Annotated in this window: 23 protein-coding genes; 20 read left to right on the top strand and 3 right to left on the bottom strand. The window is 37.9% G+C overall.

Annotated elements, in window-relative coordinates:
- The first annotated feature begins 12 nt into the window (after window positions 1-12).
- The 11 genes from ligA (at window position 13) to rlmD (ending at window position 12,834) form a co-directional block, all read left to right on the top strand.
- Window positions 13-2,016, top strand: coding sequence for an NAD-dependent DNA ligase LigA (gene ligA, locus AC1RFD_RS19680; RefSeq protein WP_048394879.1), 2,004 nt, complete (start codon window positions 13-15; stop codon window positions 2,014-2,016).
- Window positions 2,017-2,137: 121 nt separating this feature from the next.
- On the top strand, window positions 2,138-3,277 hold the full coding sequence (locus AC1RFD_RS19675; RefSeq protein ID WP_054548985.1) for a CamS family sex pheromone protein: 1,140 nt from the start codon (window positions 2,138-2,140) through the stop codon (window positions 3,275-3,277).
- A 233-nt stretch (window positions 3,278-3,510) separates the two neighbouring features.
- Window positions 3,511-3,798 carry an Asp-tRNA(Asn)/Glu-tRNA(Gln) amidotransferase subunit GatC gene (gatC, locus tag AC1RFD_RS19670; protein ID WP_004225708.1) on the top strand — a complete coding sequence of 96 codons (288 nt, stop codon included), beginning with the start codon at window positions 3,511-3,513 and terminating at the stop codon, window positions 3,796-3,798.
- Window positions 3,799-3,822: 24 nt separating this feature from the next.
- Window positions 3,823-5,286 carry an Asp-tRNA(Asn)/Glu-tRNA(Gln) amidotransferase subunit GatA gene (gene gatA, locus AC1RFD_RS19665; protein ID WP_004225706.1) on the top strand — a complete coding sequence of 488 codons (1,464 nt, stop codon included), beginning with the start codon at window positions 3,823-3,825 and terminating at the stop codon, window positions 5,284-5,286.
- A 1-nt stretch (window position 5,287) separates the two neighbouring features.
- Window positions 5,288-6,715 carry an Asp-tRNA(Asn)/Glu-tRNA(Gln) amidotransferase subunit GatB gene (gatB, locus tag AC1RFD_RS19660; protein ID WP_048394874.1) on the top strand — a complete coding sequence of 476 codons (1,428 nt, stop codon included), beginning with the start codon at window positions 5,288-5,290 and terminating at the stop codon, window positions 6,713-6,715.
- Between the two features lie 157 nt (window positions 6,716-6,872).
- Complete coding sequence (locus AC1RFD_RS19655) at window positions 6,873-7,436, top strand: thioredoxin family protein (protein ID WP_054548986.1); 564 nt, start codon at window positions 6,873-6,875, stop codon at window positions 7,434-7,436.
- Between the two features lie 72 nt (window positions 7,437-7,508).
- Entirely contained in the window at window positions 7,509-8,423 is a 915-nt protein-coding gene (locus AC1RFD_RS19650; protein ID WP_004225701.1) for a diacylglycerol kinase, read from the top strand.
- A gap of 429 nt (window positions 8,424-8,852) precedes the next feature.
- The gene (locus tag AC1RFD_RS19645) at window positions 8,853-10,199 is read left to right on the top strand and encodes a cytochrome ubiquinol oxidase subunit I (RefSeq protein WP_054548987.1); all 1,347 of its coding nucleotides are present in this window, start codon (window positions 8,853-8,855) and stop codon (window positions 10,197-10,199) included.
- Window positions 10,196-11,221 (top strand): cytochrome d ubiquinol oxidase subunit II, encoded by a 1,026-nt coding sequence (locus tag AC1RFD_RS19640; protein WP_004225693.1) that lies wholly within the window; start codon window positions 10,196-10,198, stop codon window positions 11,219-11,221. Before AC1RFD_RS19645 ends, AC1RFD_RS19640 begins: the two co-directional genes overlap by 4 nt.
- Before the next feature lie 13 nt (window positions 11,222-11,234).
- Complete coding sequence (gene cydS, locus AC1RFD_RS19635) at window positions 11,235-11,357, top strand: cytochrome bd oxidase small subunit CydS family protein (protein WP_004225690.1); 123 nt, start codon at window positions 11,235-11,237, stop codon at window positions 11,355-11,357.
- Window positions 11,358-11,466: 109 nt separating this feature from the next.
- On the top strand, window positions 11,467-12,834 hold the full coding sequence (rlmD, locus tag AC1RFD_RS19630; RefSeq protein ID WP_066038233.1) for a 23S rRNA (uracil(1939)-C(5))-methyltransferase RlmD: 1,368 nt from the start codon (window positions 11,467-11,469) through the stop codon (window positions 12,832-12,834).
- Window positions 12,835-12,981: 147 nt separating this feature from the next.
- Here the strand turns inward: rlmD and AC1RFD_RS19625 are convergent, their stop codons facing one another.
- Window positions 12,982-13,707 carry a FadR/GntR family transcriptional regulator gene (locus AC1RFD_RS19625; RefSeq protein ID WP_387256487.1) on the bottom strand — a complete coding sequence of 242 codons (726 nt, stop codon included), beginning with the start codon at window positions 13,705-13,707 and terminating at the stop codon, window positions 12,982-12,984.
- Window positions 13,708-13,932: 225 nt separating this feature from the next.
- On the opposite strand from AC1RFD_RS19625, the gene AC1RFD_RS19620 reads away from it, so the two are divergent.
- The 5 genes from AC1RFD_RS19620 (at window position 13,933) to AC1RFD_RS19600 (ending at window position 18,994) form a co-directional block, all read left to right on the top strand.
- Window positions 13,933-15,318 carry an FAD-binding oxidoreductase gene (locus AC1RFD_RS19620; protein WP_048394866.1) on the top strand — a complete coding sequence of 462 codons (1,386 nt, stop codon included), beginning with the start codon at window positions 13,933-13,935 and terminating at the stop codon, window positions 15,316-15,318.
- 11 nt (window positions 15,319-15,329) lie between these two features.
- Entirely contained in the window at window positions 15,330-16,313 is a 984-nt protein-coding gene (locus AC1RFD_RS19615) for a bile acid:sodium symporter family protein (RefSeq protein WP_048394864.1), read from the top strand.
- A 307-nt stretch (window positions 16,314-16,620) separates the two neighbouring features.
- Window positions 16,621-17,589: a tRNA dihydrouridine synthase gene (locus AC1RFD_RS19610; protein ID WP_492475202.1), complete on the top strand. Its 969-nt coding sequence runs from the start codon at window positions 16,621-16,623 to the stop codon at window positions 17,587-17,589.
- A 264-nt stretch (window positions 17,590-17,853) separates the two neighbouring features.
- The gene (locus tag AC1RFD_RS19605) at window positions 17,854-18,348 is read left to right on the top strand and encodes an RNA polymerase sigma factor (protein WP_054548990.1); all 495 of its coding nucleotides are present in this window, start codon (window positions 17,854-17,856) and stop codon (window positions 18,346-18,348) included.
- Window positions 18,335-18,994, top strand: a complete 660-nt coding sequence (locus tag AC1RFD_RS19600) for a zf-HC2 domain-containing protein (protein WP_054548991.1) — start codon at window positions 18,335-18,337, stop codon at window positions 18,992-18,994. Before AC1RFD_RS19605 ends, AC1RFD_RS19600 begins: the two co-directional genes overlap by 14 nt.
- Before the next feature lie 227 nt (window positions 18,995-19,221).
- On the opposite strand, the gene AC1RFD_RS19595 is transcribed toward AC1RFD_RS19600, so the two are convergent.
- Window positions 19,222-19,542, bottom strand: a complete 321-nt coding sequence (locus AC1RFD_RS19595) for a YflT domain-containing protein (protein ID WP_054548992.1) — start codon at window positions 19,540-19,542, stop codon at window positions 19,222-19,224.
- Window positions 19,543-19,835: 293 nt separating this feature from the next.
- On the opposite strand from AC1RFD_RS19595, the gene AC1RFD_RS19590 reads away from it, so the two are divergent.
- Complete coding sequence (locus tag AC1RFD_RS19590; protein ID WP_009374259.1) at window positions 19,836-21,173, top strand: trypsin-like peptidase domain-containing protein; 1,338 nt, start codon at window positions 19,836-19,838, stop codon at window positions 21,171-21,173.
- Window positions 21,174-21,475: 302 nt separating this feature from the next.
- Complete coding sequence (locus tag AC1RFD_RS19585) at window positions 21,476-22,672, top strand: MFS transporter (RefSeq protein ID WP_004225665.1); 1,197 nt, start codon at window positions 21,476-21,478, stop codon at window positions 22,670-22,672.
- Window positions 22,673-22,742: 70 nt separating this feature from the next.
- On the opposite strand, the gene AC1RFD_RS19580 is transcribed toward AC1RFD_RS19585, so the two are convergent.
- A complete protein-coding gene (locus AC1RFD_RS19580) occupies window positions 22,743-22,946 on the bottom strand; it encodes an alpha/beta-type small acid-soluble spore protein (protein WP_004225662.1) in 204 nt (67 codons plus the stop codon).
- A 184-nt stretch (window positions 22,947-23,130) separates the two neighbouring features.
- On the opposite strand from AC1RFD_RS19580, the gene AC1RFD_RS19575 reads away from it, so the two are divergent.
- Together AC1RFD_RS19575 and AC1RFD_RS19570 are read left to right on the top strand one after the other, a co-directional pair.
- Window positions 23,131-23,625, top strand: coding sequence for a YehS family protein (locus AC1RFD_RS19575; protein ID WP_492475201.1), 495 nt, complete (start codon window positions 23,131-23,133; stop codon window positions 23,623-23,625).
- Between the two features lie 141 nt (window positions 23,626-23,766).
- The gene (locus tag AC1RFD_RS19570; protein ID WP_004225659.1) at window positions 23,767-23,961 is read left to right on the top strand and encodes a hypothetical protein; all 195 of its coding nucleotides are present in this window, start codon (window positions 23,767-23,769) and stop codon (window positions 23,959-23,961) included.
- Window positions 23,962-24,050: the final 89 nt, after the last annotated feature.

Raw genomic sequence — 24,050 nt, 5'->3', positions numbered from 1 at the left:
GGAGGAACATAAATGAACGAAATAGAACAGCGTATAGCGGAGTTAAATAAATTACTGCATGAATATGGTTATGCCTATTATGTGTTAGATAAACCTGTCGTAGCAGATAGTGTCTATGACCAGCTATTACAGGAACTGATTGCATTAGAAGAAGCGAACCCATCCCTTATTTACCCCGATTCTCCTACGCAGCGTGTTGGTGGAGCAGTGGTAGAAGGTTTTAAAAAAGTGACGCATGATTACCCAATGCTTAGTCTTTCAAATGCTTTTCATGAAGCGGATTTACGAGAATTCGATCGTAAAGTGCGTCAGGCTATCGGAGATCAATTTTCATATGTATGTGAGCTGAAAATAGATGGTTTAGCTATTTCATTAAAATATGAAAATGGCATGTTTGTACAAGGGGCTACAAGAGGAGATGGTGTGGTAGGAGAAGATATTACCGCCAATTTAAAGACAATCCGTGCGATTCCCCTTCGTTTAAAGGAGCCCATTACGATTGAAGTACGTGGTGAGGCGTATATGCCAAAAAAATCCTTTGAAAACTTAAATGCCCAACGTGCTGACAATGGTGAGGAGTTGTTTGCTAATCCACGGAATGCTGCTGCTGGCTCATTACGTCAGTTAGACCCTAAAATTGCGGCCAGTCGCCAATTATCAACGTTTATCTATGCCATTGGCGGAGACGGTGAAGTATATGGTATCGACGGTCATGCAGAAATGCTTGATTATTTAGAAGGCTTAGGCTTCCCTTCCAATAAAGAACGCCAACGATGCTCTACTATTGAAGAGGTAATGGCCTTTATAGAACATTGGACAGAAAACCGTCCAAAATTAGCTTACGAGATTGACGGAATTGTTATTAAAGTTGACCGTTATGCTCAGCAAGATGAACTAGGTTATACAGCAAAGAGTCCACGCTGGGCGATTGCCTATAAATTTCCCGCAGAGGAAGTTGTTACAACGTTACTTGATATTGATTTAACAGTAGGTCGTACAGGTGTTGTTACTCCTACAGCGATTTTAACCCCCGTACAAGTAGCGGGAACGACGGTTCAACGTGCTTCTTTACACAATGAAGATTTAATTCGAGATAAGGATATTCGTCTTGGAGATACAGTTATTATTCGAAAAGCTGGTGACATTATTCCTCAAGTTGTGGGTGTGCTAATAGAACAACGTCCTGAGGATTCAGTCCCTTTTGTCATGCCAAAAAATTGCCCTGTTTGTGATAGTGAATTGATTCGGATTGAAGGCGAAGTTGCCCTGCGCTGTGTAAATCCTGCGTGCTTTGCGCAAATTGCAGAAAGCATAAAATATTTTGTTTCTCGAAACGCGATGAATATTGACGGTCTTGGGGATAAAGTAGTGGAGCAATTATTACGTGCAGATTTAATACATGATGTTTCTGACCTGTATCATTTAACGGTAGAGCAGCTTGTGGAATTGGAGCGTATGGGCGAAAAATCAGCAACTAATTTAGTAAATGCCATTCAAGCATCGAAGGAAAATTCGATGGAGCGTTTATTAATTGGACTAGGAATTCGTCATGTTGGTGAAAAAGCAGCCAAAATCGTATCAGAGGAATTTGGTTCAATGGAAGCAGTGATGGCTGCAACAGAGGAGCAGCTTGTGGCAATTTATGAAATTGGAGATAAAATGGCTTCATCGTTAGTGGAGTATTTCTCAAATGAAGATGCACGAGCAGTCATTAAGCGTCTTGCTGAAGCAGGCGTGAATATGACATACAAAGGTAAAAAAGTAGAAGTAGCGATAGGTGATAGTCCTTTTGCAGGTAAAACAATTGTCTTAACTGGTAAACTTGAGCAATTGACACGCAACGAAGCAAAAGCGAAAATAGAAGAGTTAGGTGGTACAGTCACGGGTAGTGTCAGCAAAAAAACAGATCTAGTGATCGCAGGTGCGGATGCAGGCTCTAAACTAACAAAGGCTGAGCAATTGGGTATCGAAGTTTGGACTGAAGATAACTTAATTGAACAACTTAACCTCATTTAATAAGTGCATGATATCCTCCCTTTTATGAATAGGAGGCAATGTTGAGTGCACAACCGTTACAACAAGGCGTCGAGTAGATTCGTCGACCTAAAATTGACTATTAGTAAAGGAGCACTAAATAATGAAGTCTTTTCGACTCATTCCAGCAATCGTAGCTGCTGCAATGCTAGTCGGCTGTGTGCCTTCTGACAAGAAGGAGACAGAGCTTACACAGGAAACGCAACAGAAAGAAAAAGCTGAAACAACAATTATCCCAAGCATACAAATTGATGAATCTTATTATAAGACGCTTATCCCTTATAAAGAGAGTGCAAGTAGAGGTCTAGTGGTATCTAACATTTATACGAAATATGATATGAAGGAAGTTGAATCAGGTTTAATGCGTTTATCTCAAAACGAGTTCGACACAGAAAACTACTACTTCCAAGAAGGTCAATATTTAGCTGAAAGTACAGTAAGCTCTTGGCTTGCTCGTAGTTCACAAACAGAGGATGGATTAAATCCACCGACAACAGACACAATGACACCTGAGGAGCGAGCAACAAAGGCTCCAGTTTATTTATCCCATATTGTAGAGCAAAACTACTTAACAAAAACGAAGGATAATAAAGTGAAACTAGGCGGGATTTCAATCGGTCTTGCCTTAAATTCTATCTATTACTATCAAAAAGAACAGTATGGCGAATATTACGAGGAACCAATTTCAGAGTCTACTCTTATTGAGCAGGGCAAAAAAATGGCTACTGAAATCGTTTCTCGTTTACGTTCACGTGAAGAGTTAAAGGATGTACCGATTGTAGTCGGTCTGTTTAAGCAGCAAGCCCGTAATCAAATTATTCCAGGGACATACTTTAGCTATGGTGTAGCAAAAGCTGGGCAGAACAGCATCGCTGATTGGGAAGGTATAGATGAAAATTACGTCTTGTTCCCAACAGATGATTCACAAGATGTATACCGAGATGTCAACAATAACTTCAAGAACTTCAAGCAAGATGTTGATAAATATTTTTCTAACTATACAAGTGTGATCGGAACTGGTTTCTATCGTAATAAACAAATACAAAACCTTTCGATTGAAATCCCAATCCAATTTTTCGGCAAAGCAGAGATAATAGGATTTACGCAATATTTAACAGGGATTTTAATCAATCAATTTGATAATATTCATGTGGAAGTGAGTGTTACTTCAGTGAATGGTCCTGAGGCATTAATCATCAAAAAGGCCAATGACAAGGACCCTTACGTGCATGTCTATGATTAATATAGTCAGCCTTTGTGCTGACTATATTTTTTATGGTAATGGATTGAAATAGAGGAACACAACAGGATGATAGAGACAACACTTTGTTATAGTAGTGAAAGTTTCTATATTTTTAGTGAAAGTTGTGATTTTTAAAATGAAAAATGTTATGATTATTGGCATGGTTAACTTTATTCAACCCTATTGTTATCAATAAAAACAATGAATTGAACAAGTATTCGGAGGTGTGAAAAATGGCTAAATTAACAAAAGAAGAAGTAAAGCACGTGGCAAATTTAGCACGTCTTGCAATTACAGAAGAAGAAGCAGAGAAATTTGCTGAACAGCTTGGTAAAATTACAGACTTTGCGGAGCAGTTAAATGAACTGGATACAACAAATGTTGAACCAACAACGCACGTTTTACCATTAGTGAATGTAATGCGTGAAGACGTAGCAGTAAAAGGTTTAGACCGCGAAGTAATGATGTTAAACGTAAAAGAACAAGAAGATGGTCAAGTAAAAGTACCAGCTATCATGTAATACTAAAACATAGGAGGATTCCTCATGACGCTATTTGAACGTTCAGCTAAGGAGTTACAAGCAGAAATTAAAGCGGGTAACTTATCAATCGCTGACTTAACGAAAGAAGCATACGAGCGTATTGCAAAGCTTGATGGCGATGTACAAGCATTCCTTGCTTCAAACGAAGAAAAAGCAACTGCTCAAGCTGCTGAAATGGATAAAGTACCATTTGAAAAGCGTGGACCATTATTCGGTCTACCGATCGGTGTGAAAGACAACATCGTAACAGAAGGCTTAGAAACAACATGTGCCTCTAAAATTCTAGAAGGCTTTATGCCAATCTATGATGCAACTGTTGTCAACAAGCTACGTGAAGCTGGCATGATTACAGTTGGTAAATTAAACATGGACGAATTTGCAATGGGTTCTTCAAACGAAAACTCATACTATAAAACAACAAAAAATCCATGGAACTTAAACCACGTACCAGGAGGTTCTTCAGGTGCATCTGCAGCAGCTGTAGCAGCTGGTGAAGTACCATTCTCTCTTGGATCAGATACAGGTGGTTCAATCCGTCAACCTGCAGCTTACTGTGGTGTTGTAGGGATGAAACCTACATATGGTCGTGTATCTCGTTTTGGTCTAGTTGCATTCGCATCTTCTCTAGATCAAATTGGACCAATTACACGCAATGTTGAAGATAATGCGCTATTACTAGAAGCTATCGCTGGATTAGATCCAAATGATTCGACTTCTGCGAATGTTGAGGTGCCAAATTACGCTGCAGCTCTTACTGGTGATGTTAAGGGCTTACGTATCGCTGTGCCAAAAGAATTCCTTGGTGAAGGAGTTGGTGAAGCAGCTCGTCAATCAGTGCTTGCGGCATTAGAGGTATTAAAAGGCTTAGGTGCTACTGTAGAAGAGGTATCACTTCCTCACTCGAAATATGCACTAGCTGCGTACTATATCCTTTCTTCATCTGAAGCGTCTTCTAACTTATCTCGTTTCGATGGTATCCGCTATGGTTTCCGTGCAGAAAACGTTACAAATTTAATGGACCTTTATAAAGAAACACGTGCACAAGGCTTTGGTGATGAAGTAAAACGACGTATCATGCTAGGTACTTATTCACTAAGTGCAGGTACGTATGATGCGTACTACAAAAAAGCACAACAAGCACGTACATTGATCAAAGCAGACTACGATAAAGTATTTGAAGACTTTGATGTTATCATTGGACCAACAGCTCCAACACCAGCATTCAAGATTGGTGAAAATGTTGATGATCCAATGACAATGTATGCAAACGATATTTTAACAATCCCGATGAACTTAGCAGGTGTACCAGCGATTTCAATTCCTTGTGGCTTTGAAAACGGCCTACCATTAGGTTTACAAATAATTGGTAAATATTTCGATGAAGCAACTATTTACCGTGTGGCTCATGCTTTTGAACAAGCAACTGAGTTCCATAAAGAAGTTCCTCAAATGTGGGAGGGAAAATAACATGAACTTTGAAACAGTCATTGGTTTAGAAGTACACGTTGAGTTGAAGACTAACTCAAAAATCTTCTCACCAGCACCAGCTCACTTTGGTGCTGAACCAAATACAAATACAACAGTAATCGATTTAGGCTATCCTGGGGTCCTACCAGTCCTGAACAAAAATGTAGTAGATTTCGCTATGCGTGCAGCACTTGCACTCAATATGGAAATCGAACAAGAAACAAAGTTTGACCGTAAAAACTACTTCTATCCAGATAATCCGAAAGCTTATCAAATTTCACAATTCGATAAACCAATCGGTAAAAATGGTTGGATTGATATTGAAGTAGACGGCTATACAAAACGTATCGGTATCACACGTCTTCATATGGAAGAAGATGCTGGTAAACTTTCACATGCTGGTGACCATTCACTAGTTGACTTTAACCGTCAAGGAACACCGCTTGTTGAAATCGTTTCTGAGCCAGATATTCGTACACCAAACGAAGCATATGCATATCTCGAAAAATTAAAATCGATTATTCAATATACTGACGTATCTGATTGTAAGATGGAAGAAGGCTCATTACGTTGTGATGCCAATATTTCTATTCGCCCTTATGGTCAAGAAGAATTTGGTACAAAAACAGAGCTTAAAAACCTGAACTCCTTCAACTATGTTCGTCGTGGTTTAGAGCATGAAGAATTACGTCAAGCAGATGTATTATTATCTGGTGGCGTGATTGAGCAAGAAACACGTCGTTTTGATGAAAAAACAGGTAAAACAATTTTAATGCGTGTTAAAGAGGGAACAGACGATTACCGTTACTTCCCAGAGCCAGACTTAGTTCGTCTTTCAATTGATGATGCATGGTTAGAGCGTGTGAAATCTGAAATTCCTGAGCTTCCAGATGCTCGTAAAAAACGCTATGTTGAAGAACTAGGCTTAACACCTTATGATGCTGGAGTTCTTGTTATCTCTAAAGAGATCTCAGACTTCTTTGAGGCAATGGTAGCAAATGGGGCAGATGCTAAGCTTTCTGCTAACTGGTTAATGGGAGATGTTTCTGCTTATTTAAACGCAGAGCAAAAAGATCTAAAAGATACTGCATTAACACCAGAAAACCTTGCTGAAATGGTGAAATTAATCACAGACGGTACAATTTCTTCTAAGATCGGTAAAAAAGTATTTGCTGAATTGGTAGAAAATGGCGGATCTGCACAAGATATTGTGAAAGCAAAAGGCTTAGTGCAAATTTCTGATGAAGGTGCATTACTAGCAATCGTAACAGAAGTTTTAGATAACAATGCTCAATCTATCGAGGACTTCAAAAATGGTAAAGACCGTGCGATTGGCTTCTTAGTTGGTCAAATTATGAAGGCAACAAAAGGTCAAGCTAACCCACCAATGGTTAATAAATTATTACAACAAGAAATTGCCAAACGATAATACTCGTTGTAACATAATAGCCGAGAGAGCTTCATTGCTCCCTCGGCTATTAATTTTCAAAAATGTAACAAATTTGCATTTTGCGAAACTTAATAGTTGTTTAAAAAGAGTATTCATAGCAAAATATAGAATAGACAGTAATAAGGGGGACGAGCCAATGAAAACAGAACAACAGTATTTTAATGAAGCTATATCAATACAGCAATATATGGAGAACATGACGACGTTAAAAGAAGAAAGCTTTCGTATTTATGATGGCTTTGAAGTACCAACAAACGATGATTTTATTGAGTTATTAAAAGAAAAACAACCTAAAATTTTAACGATTACAGAGGATTGGTGCGGAGACGCAATGTTAAATAATCCAATTATTCGCCGTATTGCTGAAGCGGCAGGATTAGATATGCGTACCGTTTTCCGTGATGCTGATACAGAACTAATTGATCGTTATTTAACAAACGGTGGTCGTGCAATTCCAATTTATCTCTTATTAGATGATGCTGGAGAAGTGATTGGAAAATGGGGACCACGCGCACCAGAATTACAAGAGTTCGTCGTAACGAAACGAGCAAGCTTACCAGATAAAGAAGATCCAACATTTGAAGAGGCACAAAAGGCTCTTTATGCAGAAATTCGTGAAGAAAATATCTCCAATCAAACATATTGGACATTTGTTTATGAGGACTTTAAGAAGCAAGTAACAGAAGCATTACAAAAATAACAAGAGTATTGCAACATTTCAACGTACAAATCGTTGAATGAAGTAGAATCTTATGAAGCAGGAAGGTATGTTATGAAACGAGCAAGAATCATTTATAATCCTACATCTGGACGCGAAGTGTTTAAGAAACATCTACCAGAGGTGTTGGAAAAACTAGAGGTAGCAGGCTATGAGACATCCTGTCACGCAACAACATGTGAAGGCGATGCAACGCTTGCAGCAAAAAATGCGGTAGAACGCGGTTTTGATATCATCATCGCAGTTGGTGGAGATGGCACATTAAATGAAGTTGTTTCAGGTGTAAGTCCATTTGAAAACCGTCCGAAAGTTGGTCTAATTCCAATGGGCACTACAAATGATTTTGCCCGTGCCGTGCATATCCCTCGAAATATTGAAGAGGCAGTAGACATTATTATTCAAGGCGACACATTGCCAGTGGATGTTGGTCTCTTAAATGGCGAACGCTATTTCATCAATATTGCTGCTGGCGGACGTATTACAGAGCTAACATACGAAGTACCAAGCAAAATGAAAACAATGCTTGGTCAGTTAGCCTATTATGTAAAGGCAGTTGAGATGATTCCATCCATCAAAGCCTCACATATGCGCATTGAATATGATGGCGAAGTATTTGATGGCGACGCTATGATGTTCCTATGTGGGTTAACGAATTCAGTAGGCGGCTTTGAAAAACTAGCTCCTGATGCAAGCATTAATGATGGTTACTTTACTTTAATAGTGCTAAAGAAGGTAAGTCTTCCTGAATTTATTCAACTAGCTGCCATGGCACTAAGAGGCGAACATTTAAATGATGATCGTGTCATCTACAAAAAAGCTAGCGTTGTCAAAGTTACTACAGAAAATGAGGTCCACCTTAACCTCGATGGCGAATATGGCGGAGACGCTCCTGCTACATTTGAAAACCTAAAGCGTCACATCGAAATCTTTGTTCCACTCGCAGATATTCGAGAGGAAGACCGTATTTAATGAACCCGAAAAGCTCATCCGATTTTATTGTGGATGAGCTTTATTTTGTATTTTTTTGATTGCTTGAAGTGCTCTCAAAGAAGGAGAGGCCGCTCCAAATTAAAATTCCATCATTAGAATAAAACTGGCTAAATCCCATAAACTAAGCTTTAGAAGTAAGAATGTGAATGAAATTAGAAAAATGTTTGGCAAATGTGCGTATATTACTTGAACAAAATTTGAAACCTTAATAATAGACTGAAGTTTCGGTCCGTTATTAAGGTTTTTTTCGTTGGAATAGTGGAAAATGGGGGTATGGATAAGGGAAAGGAAGTGTTGCCTTTGTATAAGTCACAAGAAAAGAAGCTTATATGGCTAAGCTTTGGTGTTGCAATCATTATGCTACTTTCTATTCTTGGAAGAATATTTGGAAGTTAAGGGGGCAATGAGATGATTAATGAATCAGCGGTCTATTGGAGCCGAGCATTAACGGAGTTAACATTATCGTTCCATATTATTTATGCAACAATTGGTGTGGGTGTCCCGTTAATGATTATGATTGCTCAATGGACTGGGTATAAAAAGAATGATGAACATTATATCTTAATGGCAAGACGTTGGGCCCGTGGTTTTGTCATTACTGTAGCAGTCGGTGTGGTAACTGGAACCGCAATCGGCTTACAACTATCATTATTATGGCCTAATTTTATGCAACTCGCTGGTCAAACAATTGCGTTACCACTTTTTATGGAAACGTTTGCATTTTTCTTTGAGGCGATTTTCTTGGGCATCTATTTATATACTTGGGATCGCTTTGATAGTCAGAAAAAGCATATGCTTCTGTTAATCCCTGTTGCTGTCGGAGCATCGATGTCGGCAGTCTTTATCACAATCGTTAATGCTTTTATGAACGCACCAAGAGGATTTGATATCGTAGACGGAGAACTTGTTAATATTCAACCTTTTCTTGCAATGTTTAACCCCGCCATGCCAACGAAGGTTGCACATGTACTTGTGACAGCGTACATGACATCGGCATTTGTGCTAGCAGCTATTGCAGGATTTAGAATGTTAAAAGGCTCGAAGCATGTATACCATAAAAAATCACTACTTTTACTAATGAAAATTGGCTTGATTTTCTCCATAGCAGCCGCTGTGATTGGAGATTTTTCAGGAAAATACTTAGCCGAATATCAACCCGAAAAACTAGCAGCAGCAGAATGGCATTTTGAAACAGAAGGTAAGGCGTCTCTTGTATTATTTGGTGTCTTAGATGGAGAAGAAGTTAAATATGCTATCAAAATTCCGTATGCTTTAAGCATTCTTGCACATTTTAATCCTAATGCAGAGGTAATCGGCTTAGATCAATTTGAGGAAGAGGATCTACCACCACTCTATATTCACTATCTCTTTGATATCATGGTTTCCATTGGTATGTTTATGATGCTAGTTTCATTACTTTATGTTGTAGGGAAAGCACGGTGCTGGCAGTTTATTCATTCACGATGGTATAGATGGATTATCGTAGCGGGAGGACCACTATCAATTATCGCTATTGAAGCAGGTTGGTGGCTTGCCGAAGTTGGACGTCAACCATGGATACTTTATGGACTAATGCGTACACCTGAGGGAGCTACGACGAGCGACCATGTGGATTTAATGCTGCTTTTATTCGCAGGAGTCTATGCAGTATTAGCAGTGGGAAGTATTGTCGTATTGGTAAGAATGTTTAAAAAGAACCCAATCGAACGCGAGATTGAAGATCGCCACTCTGAAAAAGGCGGTGACATCCTATGACGTTAGAGATTTTAGGTATTTCAGTATTATGGATATTCCTATTTGGCTATGTCATAGTCGCATCAATCGATTTTGGTGCTGGCTTCTTTAATGCATACAGCCTACTTATTGGAAAAAATCATATTTTAACAAATATTATTAAACGTTATTTATCGCCTGTTTGGGAAGTTACCAATGTCTTTTTAGTATTCTTCTTTGTAGGAATCGTAGGTTTTTTCCCGCAAACCGCTTTTTATTACGGAACGATTTTACTTGTGCCCGTTAGTATTTCGCTTGTACTATTGGCAATTCGAGGCTCCTACTATGCCTTTGAATCGTATGGTACACGAGGCCATATCGGATATACACTGACATATGGTGTAGCAGGTTTATTAATTCCCGCTTCTTTATCCGTTGTCTTTGCCATTGCTGGTGGAGGCTATGTTGATGTAATTGATGGGCAGCCTGTGCTGAACTACTGGACTTTATATACAAGTCCATTTGCTTGGAGCATTGTGGTACTAAGTATCGCTGCGGTATTGTATATTTCAGCCGTATTTTTAACATGGTACGCGCATAAAGCAAATGATAGCGAAGCAACGAAACTAATGAGAAAATATGCTCTTGTGTGGGCAGCACCGCTAATGATTAGTGCGCTTGGCATTATGTATGAAATGAAATCCATCAACCCAGAGAGCTACAGTCATATGGTAAATTTATGGTGGATGTTTGCGATTTCAGCTGTCTTATTTATTGTCACAGTCGTACTCATTGCCATGCGTAAAAAGTACGGACTTGCAGTTGGGCTCCTGATTGCTCAATTTGCCGTAGCCTTCTTTGCTTATGGAATTGCTCAATATCCATATCTACTGTATCCGTATTTAACCATTTACGATAGCTTTACAAGCACACAAATGGCGATCGCTTTAGTTATCGCATTTATTTTAGGACTGTGTCTTCTTCTTCCTTCACTTTATTTATTGATGAAACTATTCTTATTCAATAAAAAATATGTGACAGGAAAAGAAGACAATCACGCATAGGAGGAAAGCACATATGCAAAGTTTTTTAATTTTTTATGCACCTTTTATTGTCGTCATTCTTGGGATCTTGTGTGCATTTTGGTGGGCACCAAGGGATTATCATATTACAAAAGAGCAGGAAAAGAGTCGCGAATAGCGACTCTTTTTTCAAGTTAATTAGCAGAGACGCGCAACAGCCAAGTCTTGTTCTTTTTTCATTCGCCAACACATGCTACAATAAGGAGATTGAAATGGAGGATGTACGAATGTCAGCACCCGTGAAAAAAAATGAACGACTTTCAGTTTATATAGAAGATCTAACGCATGATGGCAATGGTGTCGCAAAGGTTGAAGGTTATCCACTATTCATACAAGGCGCACTGCCAAACGAAACGGCCGAAATCCATGTGTTAAAAACATTAAAAAACTATGGCTTTGCAAAGGTAATAGATATTATCAAGCCATCTCCAGACCGTGTTGAAGCTCCATGTGATTACTTCAAGCAGTGTGGCGGCTGTCAATTACAGCATTTATCCTATGAGGGGCAGCTAAAATGGAAAGAAAATATGGTGCGCAATGTGATGCAGCGGATTGGTAAAATTCATGCACCTGTTCACCCAGTAAAAGGTATGAAAGAACCTTGGCACTACCGTAATAAAGCACAAATTCCTTTCTCTGAAAATGAAGCAGGACAAGCGATTGCCGGCTTTTATAAAACAAAAACGCATAGCATTGTGGATATGGATCGCTGTTTAATTCAAACAGGAGAAGCAGATGCTATTCTTGCAGGCTTGAAAAAGGAATTAGCAACGTTAGGTGTTCGCTCTTACAATGAGCATACACATGAAGGCATGTTGCGTCATGTCGTTATCCGTAAAGCACGAGCAACAGGAGAAGTCATGGTTGTCCTTGTAACGAAAAAGAAAAAGTTACCACAAAAAGAGGCAGCTATTGCAGTAATCCAAAAGCTAGTGCCAAACGTTACATCAATTATGCAAAATGTGAATAGTGAGAAAACCAATGTTATTTTTGGTGATGACACAATCAACCTTTGGGGTAAAGACGTTATTATTGATACTATCGGTAATGTACGTTTTGAAATCTCTGCTCGTTCTTTCTATCAAGTCAACCCAGAGCAAACAGAGGTCCTCTACAAGCAAGCACTAGATTATGCTGACTTACAGGGAGATGAACGTGTCATTGATGCGTATTGTGGAATTGGTACGATTTCTTTATTCCTTGCTCAAAAAGCAAAGACTGTCATGGGCGTGGAAATTGTCCCACAAGCGATTGAAGATGCCAAACGCAACGCAGTGCTTAATGGTTTTACAAATACTTATTTTGAGGCAGGCCCAGCAGAGGAAGTTATCCCAAGATGGTATAAAGAAGGCAAGGAAGCAGACGTACTAGTAGTTGATCCACCGCGCAAAGGCTGCGATGAAGCACTGCTAACTACTATTCTAGAGCAACGACCAAAACGAGTGGTCTACGTATCCTGTAACCCAGCCACACTAGCACGCGATCTTCGCATTTTAGAGGATGGCGGCTATCAAACGCAGGAAATCCAGCCAGTGGATATGTTCCCGCACTCCACACATTGTGAAGCCGTGGCATGGCTTAAGTTAAATGTGTAACACATTACTAAACTCATCTATACAATATAAAAATTACCGTTTTAGGACGGAATTTAGTTAAAATCAATAAAAACTCGGATTCGATCAAATCCGAGTTTTTTTCATTAATTCCAATATGCTACATTTCATCCGTGTGTATCTCGGGTTTTAATTGTTTTTTTCTCCAATATGACTTAAAAGTGACTCTGTCAATTCTCGTCTTATTTGCGTGATATGGTTTTCCATGAGTTGCTTAGCTTGGTTCGCATCTCCAGAGGCGATGGCTAAGTAAATTTTTTTATGTTCATCAATAGTCTCTTGCATTCGTTCCGAATCTTCCAAGCGTTGTCTGCGGGTAGCTCGGATTGTGTCTTGCATATGCTCACTAAGGGTTTGAAACAATTGTAAAAATATTGAATTATGTGAGGCGAGTACAATATTAAGATGGAAACTTAGGTCTGCTTGAATTCCTAATTCTACATCATTTTTACCTTGATCCATCATGTCTAATGCTTGGCTAATTCGTTCTAAGTCTACAGAAGTAGCTCGTCGTGAAGCTAAAAAGGCACACTCCACTTCAAGTGCTTGGCGAAGCTCCAACATTTCATAAATTAATTTTTTTTCAGTATTAATAATTGTAGAGGAAAGTTCTTCACCTAAAGTATGGGACTCTGCTGTTTTAATAAAGCTACCACTGCCTTGTTTAATTTCAATAAATCCCTTTATTTCAAGCTTTCGAAGTGCCTCTCTTACCGATGTTCGACTGACATTAAAACGACTCGCTAATTCTCTTTCTGTCGGGAGTTTATCCCCAGGCTGTAATTCACCATTTAAAAAATATTCCTTTATTTGATCAACAATTACTTGATACGCTTTTTTCTTTGGTTGAGGCATTACCTATCTCACCACCTTAAATACATAGTACTATAAACGCTTTAATCATACAGAAATACAGCATGTTTATCAATTTACGAAAAAAAATAATAGTTGATATTTTCTGAATATTTAGTACAATGTAAAAAGGTTGGACCAATTTTAAGAATATAGAAAATTGGTATGACATATAAAATTATTAATTAAACCATCCAAATACTATGAGAGCAAAAGGGGAAGGAAAAAATGATTACTACAAATGAAGAATTAGTGATGGCCCTACGAAGTGTTCTTCCAGAAATTGAAGTGACAATCAATCAAACGATTTTAGAACAGCATAGCAGTGATGAATCCTATCATAGTGCCTGTCTACCCGATATTGTGGTATTTCCGACAAAGACAGAAGAAGTAAGTAAGATAATGAACATAGCAAATCAATACAAAGTACCAATAGTGCCATTTGGAAGAGGAACAAGCTTAGAAGGACATGTGATTCCTTATAATCATGGGATAACAATTGATTTTTCACTCATGAACAGAATAGTAGAAGTTAGAGAGAAGGACTTTCTTGTGAAAGTTCAACCAGGGGTGACACGTTCTCAATTGAATAAAGAGTTGAAGAAATATGGATTATTTTTCTCCGTAGACCCAGGAGCAGATGCGACAATTGGAGGAATGGCCGCAACAAATGCTAGTGGGACAACATCTGTTAAATATGGTACTATGCGCGATCAAGTTCGAGATTTAGAGGTTGTTCTGTCAGATGGAACAGTGATTCATACAGGGAATTTAGCAGAGAAATCTTCATCGGGCTATCATTTAAACGGTCTATTTGTTGGGTCAGAGGGAACACTTGGTTGTTTTACTGAGTTGACGTTAAGAGTTTATGGTATTCCTGAATGTGTCATGGCTGCTAGAGCGTCCTTCGAAACAGTGAATGATGCTGTGGAAGGAGTTGTGAGTATTCTACAAGCGGCAATTCCCATTGCAAGAGTTGAACTTGTAGATGAACCTTCAATGAAACAAGTGAACTTGTATAGTCAAACAGCTTATGAAGAACAACCAACCTTATTTTTGGAATTTGAGGGAAATGAGGCTGGCTTAAGGCAGGATGTAGAATTTATGAAAGAGATTGTAGCGGCTCATAATTGCAAAAATATTGAATTTGAGATGGATAATGCAGCCCGAAATCAATTATGGGAAGCTCGCCATAATTTAGCTTACGCCTATGTCCATGGACATCCAGGAAAAAAACTAATGGTAACCGATGTTTGCTTACCGATATCCGAGTTAGCAGGTGCTATTGAACATGCAAGAGAAGCACTTGATATGTTAGCGCTTACAGGTGGGGTTGTTGGACATGTTGGTGATGGAAATTTCCATGTACTATTAATGATTGATATGAATGATCCAAAGGAAATAAAGAAAGCTGATGAATTAAATGAGTTGATTGTGATGTATGCACTGGAACGAGGAGGAACTTGCACAGGAGAACATGGTGTGGGCATTGGTAAGCAGAAATATCAAGAGAAAGAACACGGTAAAGCACTTCTAGTGATGGAAAAGATTAAACAAGCACTTGACCCTGACACACTTTTCAATCCGAATAAAATATTGAAAATAAAAATATAGGGAGTGGAAATATGAAAATTTTAGAAGCGATTAGTACGATTGCTGGAAAATACTTTGCTATATGGGTTATTTGTATTGCTGTTATTGCCTTTATAGCTCCAGAACCCTTTTTAATATTTGGCGGGTATATCACGATTTTGCTAGGCATTGTTATGTTTGGCATGGGTCTGACGTTAAAAGCAGTTGATTTTAAATTGGTTATCACGAATCCAGTACCAGTCATTATTGGTGTATGTGCTCAATATGTTATCATGCCACTTTCCGCTTTTTTAATTGCTTATATAATGAACTTGCCAGCAGAATTAGCTGCAGGGCTAGTCCTTCTTGGATCTGTACCTGGTGGAACTGCTTCAAACGTCATGGTGTATTTAGCTAAAGGAAATGTACCTTTGTCCATCACAATGACATCCTTTTCGACATTATTAGCTCCAATTGCCACACCAATCATCCTATTATTACTTGCAGGTAAATGGATGCCAGTTGATCCAATAGCAATGTTTACTTCAATTATTCAAGTAATTATTATCCCTATTATCCTAGGGATTATTATCAGAAGAGTTGTTCCTCAAATCGTAGAAAAAAGTATTAATGTGATTCCTCTTATTTCAGTAGTTGCTATTATGATTATTGTATCTGCTGTTGTTGCTGGTAATGTCGATACCATCGCTTCGGCAGGCTCCATTATTTTTGCAGCTGTAGTGCTTCATAACGCATTCGGATTGTTATTTGGTTATATAACAGCCCGTGTATTAGGCCTTGATGAAAGCAATCGAAGAGCTATTTCAATTGAAGTTGGAATGCAGAACTCTGGTCTGGGTGTAGCGTTAGCCACTGCCCACTTCGGTCCCTTAGCGGCCCTACCTAGTGTACTTGGGGCTGTTTGGCATAATATTTCTGGTCCGATTCTCGCTACCTATTGGTCGAAAAAACCAGAGAAACCAGAGGTACAGTATAATAAACAGATGCAAGAAGATAACGGCAGAACTCAAATATAGAAAGTAAATATTTGAGTTCCACCCGATAGTATTGCAGTCATATTATCTATTTTGTTTAAATCCACCTCACAAATGGATCCATTCGAAAAAATATAGAAATGAAAATTAGGTATAATAAAAGTAGATGAGGTAGAAATAATCTATACCATCTACTTTTTTGTTTGTTAAAATACCATTTAGGACTGATTTTCGTTAAAATAAACATTGTTGATTTTTACATTAGCTCTTGATAAATAATGCTTCTACCTCTATTAGGTAATGAGGTAAATATATCAATATGTCCATAGTGAGAGGATTTGGAATTAACATGATAGATAATTTTTGGCGCGATTTACCACGGCCTTTTTTTGTGCTTGCACCGATGGAAGATGTAACGGATGTTGTTTTTCGTCACGTTGTAAGTGAAGCAGGTCGACCAGATGTGTTTTTTACTGAGTTTACAAATTCGGATAGCTACTGTCATCCAGAGGGAAAGAAAAGTGTGCACGGTCGTTTGCTCTTTACAGAAGATGAGCAGCCAATGGTGGCACATATTTGGGGAGATAATCCCGAATATTTCCATGAAATGAGTATTGGGATGGCAGAGCTAGGTTTTAAAGGCATTGATATTAACATGGGCTGCCCTGTACCGAATGTAGCATCAAGAGGGAAGGGGAGTGGCCTTATTCTCCGACCAGATGTGGCCGCAGAATTAATTCAAGCAGCAAAAGCGGGCGGACTGCCTGTTAGCGTGAAAACACGGCTTGGCTACAAGGATGTTAATGAGTGGGAGGATTGGCTAACGCATATATTAAAGCAGGATATTGCGAACCTTTCGATTCATCTACGAACAAGAAAGGAAATGAGCCTAGTAGATGCGCATTGGGAGCTTATTCCGGAAATCAAAAAACTTCGTGACCGTATTGCACCTAATACGCTACTGACGATCAATGGAGATATTCCTGACCGTCAAACGGGACTCCAACTAGCTGAACAATACGGGATTGATGGCGTGATGATTGGACGAGGTATTTTTAAAAATCCTTTTGCTTTTGAAAAAGAGCCAAAAGAGCATAGCAGTAAAGAGTATCTTAATCTTTTAAGACTGCAGCTCGATCTTCAAGATCAATACGCGGAAGAACTACCACGTTCCATCACAGGACTTCATCGCTTCTTCAAAATTTATGTCAAAGGATTCAGAGGAGCTGGTGAATTAAGAAGTCAATTGATGAACACAAAATCAACGGATGAAGTGCGTGTATTACTGGACAACTTTGAATCAAACAATATTGATTGACAATGAAATGATGAAACCACCAATAAAGTCAAGTAAATAACAGTAGAAGTAGGAGCAAAGATTTGAGGATGAGATTTCCCTTTCTTTGCTCCTTTCAATTTGTCGCTATTGAGGTTTTGTCAGATGCTAGGGGGCTCTTGTTTTTATGTTTGTGAAAATAACAATATTGCCCCTGAATCATTTGTAGATTGGTAATCGAAAATAACATATTTTTGTAACGTAATTAAATTCTAAGAGTTATATAAGTGAAAGGGGTGAAAATAGGTGGACTTTGAGGAAATCTATCAGGAATACTTTAAAGAAGTTTATTTATATATCCTATCATTAAGTCACGATGAGCGCATAGCCGAGGAAATAACACAAGAAGCATTTTTTAAGGCATTAAAAGCAATAAAAAAATTTGATGGTTCTAAGGATATTCGAGCATGGCTTTTTACAATTGCGAAAAATACATATTTCTCACACTACAAAAGAAAGAAACGACAAGTAGATTCAGGTGCAGTAGAAGAATCAAGTATGGAAGTGCAAATTGTAAAGCATTTGATGAATGAAGAAGATGCCTTCATGGTTCATCAGTTTCTTCACTCGATGAATGAGCCATATAAGGAGGTCTTTTCATTACGTACTTTTGGAGAATTACCTTTTGAAAAGATAGGACGTCTTTTTGGAAAAAGTGCAGGGTGGGCAAGGGTTACCTTTTACAGAGCGAGAAAACAAATTATCGAGTATATGGAGGCGATGAATTATGAAAGAGATTAAATGCACAATTATTCAAGATGTTTTACCTCTGTATGTTGATGAGGTAGTTAGTGAAGATACAAAAGAAATGGTAGACGAACATTTACAGCATTGTGAAAAATGTCAAAAAGAATATGAAACCATGAAACAGGAACTTTATATCCCGGCAGAAAATAAGGCTTTTCAATTTAAAGAGATCAGTAAAAAATGGCGTAAGAAAAAAGTGATCATTTCCATTACTTCGGTTTTCATAACGGCACTTATTTTATTAGGGACCTATTTGTCTGTTTTCTATTATGAAACGGTTATTTCTTATTCGGAAGATTTGATCAAAATCGAAAGACAAAATGATCATCAGTTGGTTTCCCGATATTATGGCAAAAGCCGTGCAGGTGTTCACGGAACGTTTCCTATGGGAATTGAAATTGATGGAGAGAAAAAGATTGTGAGTTTTATTTATTATACAAAAACAGTGGCTGATTCGCCTTCGAGAAACCTGATTGATGATGAAAAGAGGCTTGGACAAGAAGATACCTTTGTTCTACCTGAAAGTGGAAATAACGATGCGGTATATTATGTGGAATTTGATTCAGAAGAGATGGTTCCTGGAGGAAAGGATTCTTGGTATTCAGTTTTAGAACGTGCAGTATTAATTTGGGAGAAATAATAATCTGATGGAAATCATATTTAGTTATTCCATTATCGGGTGCTTTTCCGTAATAAGGAAAAGTGTCATTCTTTATGAATAGGACCATATTGCTAAAGAAGACTCTTTAATGAAGAAGAAGAAAATTTCCTCGAGCAGATCATTGACAATAGTTGAAAGGCTATCTTGAATACAGAGACGAAGGTGTAAAATGAAACAAACCCGGGATTGGATTCCCGGGTTTGTTTTTACTTATTGGCAATTATGACCAATTTACCTGTATCCAGTTCCTTTTCGAATTGAGCAGCTTCCGATTCACTTAATCCGACAGAAGCTAACTTGTTGCGGAGTTCATCTCCACGGGAATTCACCAGGTTCTTCAGAGAAGTCAGGAACCCTTGCTCGCTAATACCAGCTTCTTCAGTCCCGAGTGCTTCGTTAATATCATCTTCACGTTCTTCATAGTGCGCAAAGATGTAAATGTTATCTCGAAGATATCCTTGCGCTTCTAATTTCTCCACTTCTTGTTTCGCCTGTACTACGTTTTCTACTGTCAATTTGACTGTCATTATTGATCCCTCCTATATATGTTCACATTCAATCTATTCCACTAAATTGAATGGATAAAACATCTTTTTAGTTTTTAATTATGTTAGAGTGGCATTAACAACTAATGGAATACTAATGAACAACTAGAAAACATTGGGAGTTGTTATTCTAAATCTTTATTCCAAAGCTACGTCCAATTCTTTATAGAGTCGGGTTTTTTTGTTTGCAATCAATAGAGGATTTAGAGAAACATCAGAGAATTGTATATAAGTACCATTATATGTAATGAAGAGCTTATAGGAGTTGTATGAAGATGATTGTGACAACTAGACCGTTAAAAATTAAATACAATAAATCAGCAAATACTTTTCAGGAGTTTATGCAAATTAATCACAACAAACATTCTCTTACGAAGGAAGTTGTTTTTCTACGATATATCGGTATACCTGATTCTGTAGATTTTTATAAAGATGAGATTCTAAAAATGGAGGAGTATTTCTCCAAGCAAAGCATTTTTTATTTACGACTGCATAAACTTGAGGTCATTCGTAATAAGGAAGATGTAGATAGATTGTCGGAAAGTTGGAGAATGTGGCAGACTGCTGCTGAAAACCCGCAATTACTGTATAAGCTATCTTTGTGCAGTAAATTAGCGAGTGATCAACTTGAATGGACAAAAAAGCTAAGCTTTAAACAGATGATTCAACTATTTAAAGAAAATCAGCCTTATCCTAATGAAACGTTGTTAAAAAATTTTGCAGTTAAATTTTTGTATTGGATGGATTATTATTTACCACAAATTTTTTCGGAGGAAAATCCAACGTCCCCCAAAATTGTTTTTATAGGTGACATTACGCAGCATGAATTACTATTTTTATATTTCTTATCGTCACTGGGGTGCGATATTTGTTACATGAATCCCAAAGGAGATATTGCCAATATGTACCCTATAATAGAAGCGTCTTCTACCTTACATATGTGTCGTCATTTCTATGAAAAAGAAATAACATTGCCTATTAAAAGTACTTCAAGACAATTGAACATTCCTGCTCAAAAAACGAATGCGACAGAGGAGTGGAGTTATGAGCAATTAGCCTCCTTAGCCACATCTGTTGTGATGATTAAGACCTTCGGGGAGGATGACAAGGTTTTATGCTATGGCTCTGGTGTCGTTCTCCACCAAGATGGATATATTTTAACAAACCTGCATGTTGTGGGTGGTGGAAAATATTATTCTGTGCTCTATGAAAATGATACCAACGAGTATATTACCCATCAATTTGTAAAATATCATGATATGCATGATTTGGCTATTTTGAAGGTAGACAGAATAAGCCATCCTTTACCTGTAAAAATGGATGGACAATTAGTTCGAGGGCAAAAAATTGTGGCGATTGGCAGTCCGTTAGGATTGTTTAACTCAGTTTCTGATGGGATTGTTTCGGGTTTTCGTGATATTCGGCAAATGTCTATGATTCAATTTACAGCCGCTATATCAAATGGCAGTTCAGGTGGTGCTTTATTGGATATGCATGGGCGATTGGTTGGCCTGATTACAGCAGGCTTCGATGATGGTCAAAACCTTAATTTGGCTGTACCTGCTAATCTAATTTATCAGTTTGCTCAAAACTTTATAGAAATACCGTGTTGAATTTCCACTATTCGACCATTGCTTTTTCTTCAGTAATCTTATAGAATGTAGAACGGTATAAATGAACGATATATAAATCCTTTAATACGGTCCAGAGAGGCTGAAAAGGGCTATGTGATATTTTTAAGCTAATATCTTTGCTTTGTCATGCCCTTTTGTCCTCTGTGACGGAAGGGCTTTTATTATTGTTCCGTACTCCTCTTTTAAAGGAAGTCCCGTGAGGCTTCAAAAGAGAATGGACAAGACAGCTATAATCCATTCACTAAAAGAGATCGACAACTAGAAAATGGAGGCTAAAAAGAATGGATTATCGTAAAAAAACCGTGGTTGCTTCAGTGGCAGGGCTAACGCTAGAAGGAATGGACATTATGTTTATTTCCTTTGCTATGACAATGATTATTGCAGAATTTAATATTGATCTTGCAACAGGTGGATTGATTTCATCCATCACGAATATTGGGATGCTACTGGGTGGTATTATTTTCGGTGTATTAGCAGATAAATATGGTCGAGTAAAAGTGTTTACGTATACGATTATTTTGTTTGCCATCGGAACGGCCTTAACAGGAGTAGCAACAAGTATTGAACAAGTTTATGTTTATAGATTTATCGCTGGTTTAGGTGCTGGCGGAGAATATGGTATTGGGATGGCGCTTGTGGCGGAGGCTTGGCCAAAGAATAAACAAGGCAGAGCATCCTCTTATGTCAGTGTAGGTGCACAATATGGAGTAATTTTAGCCGCTTTATTAAGTGCTATTATTTTACCAACTTTAGGGTGGCGTGCATTATTCTTTGTAGGATTACTACCAGTTATTTTTGCCTTCATCGTACGTAAAAATATTGATGAATCACCAGAATGGTTAGCAGCGCAGAAACAACAAAATAATAAGCAAGAGAACGGGAAATTAGCACAATTATTTGCTTCACCTCGTATCACCATGACAACACTCTCCCTAATTCTAATGGCTACTGTTCAAATTGCAGGCTATAATGGTCTAATGATTTGGCTACCTTCGATGTTACAGAAATCGCAAGGTTTATCGGTTTCAAGCTCAGCATTGTGGACAATTAGTACCGCAGTTGGCATGATCATTGGAATGCTGACGTTTGGCAGATTTATGGATCGTTTTGGTGCAAAGCGAACATTCGGGATCTTTTTAGTAGCCTCTGCATGTGCTGTATTCTTTTACTCGTTTGCAACAGGTGCAGTAGCGATATTAGTAGGCGGTGCGGTTGTAGGATTCTTCTCTAATGGAATGTTTGCAGGGTATGGTGCATTAATTAGTAGCTTTTATCCAGTACAAATTCGCAGTACAGCAACAAACACCATTTTTAACTTTGGACGAGCTATAGGTGGGTTTTCACCAATCTTTGTAGGTTTTATTTTACAAAGCTACGATATGACTGTCGTGATGATTTACTTAGCAGCACTGTATTGTATTTCCTTTATCGTTATGCTAACGCTTAAGAGCTCAGGGAAGGAATTGCAAACAGCATAATTTTATAGAGCACGAAAGAACGAATTCCAATTATGTAAATGGGATTCGTTCTTTTCTTATTAGTATTTAATTATAATAAACCTTTTGAACGTTTTTCAGCGATTTCAACAAGACGTTTTGTAATCTCTCCTCCAACGGAACCATTTGCACGAGAAGATGCTTCTGGCCCAAGCTGAACGCCAAACTCTTGTGCAATTTCATATTTCATTTGATTGACAGCCTCATGTACTCCAGGTACTAGAAGTTTATTTGAACTGCGGTTATTGTTAGCCATTGTTCTCACCTCCTTGACCTTAGAATGGTTGCGATTAAATTTTTCATACATTTAAAAAGTAGGAAATGCACACGCTATTTGCTAACAACAACAACTTGTGGAAAGCTAGCAATAATCAGCAAACTCTCTGTTATAATTAAGCCTGGCTCTTTACTATATAAGGTTAATTAAAGGAGGAACATATATGACAAATAATGATATCTTAATTCGTTTACGCTATGCGTTCGATATAAAAAATGTAGATATGGTAGAAATTTTTAAACTTGGTGGCATGGGTTATTCAAAGGAAGAAGTATTAAATATGCTGATTAAGATTAATGATGAGGAAGAAGCGCCAGAGGAATACATCAAATGTAATAATAAAATGTTAGAGGCATTTTTAAATGGATTAATTACTTTTAAACGTGGGCCTCAGAAACCAAGAGAAGGACAGGCTGTTGGACCTTTACCTGTGTCAGGTAAAGAAAGTCCAAATAATATGCTGCTAAAGAAAGTAAAAATTGCTTTAGCTTTAACAACTGAGGAGATGCTTGAGATTTTATATGACGGCGGCATTAAAGTTACAAAAGGTGAATTAGGTGCTATTTTAAGAAATCCAAGTCATCGTAATTATAAAGAGTGTGGCGATTCATTCGTACGAAATTTTTTAAGGGGCCTAACATATAAATATAGAGCATAATGCACAATGGATATCAATCATAAAGTGCCATTTTTTTCTTTAAAACTCGTTGACAATTTGTGACGAAATTGTGTACAATAAAATTATCACAAAATGTTCACAAAAAAGATGAAAAATGTTCACAGACAAAGGGGTGCTTGTATGATTTATTTTGACATCTTATTAGTAGCTATTGCATGTATTACAATGCCTTTTATTGTTGCAGTTATGTTAGATATTTTTTATGCGGAACGAAAAAAAGTACGCTTTTCATTACGTCGTACTTCCGTATGGTATATCGCTATGTTTGCGTTATCCTTTATACCTTCCGTATTACTTGTCACACAAAACGTATAATTTATTCAAACACTTAGGGGTAAGTGAATTGAAAGTGGACAGCTACAACGCTAATTGAGGTTGTAGCTGTTTTATTTTGTTCAATAGAT

Source organism: Lysinibacillus sp. GW823-FHT02G10 (genome assembly GCF_058797135.1).
Note: the sequence above shows the minus strand (reverse complement) of the source record. Positions and strands in the feature narration are given on the sequence as shown.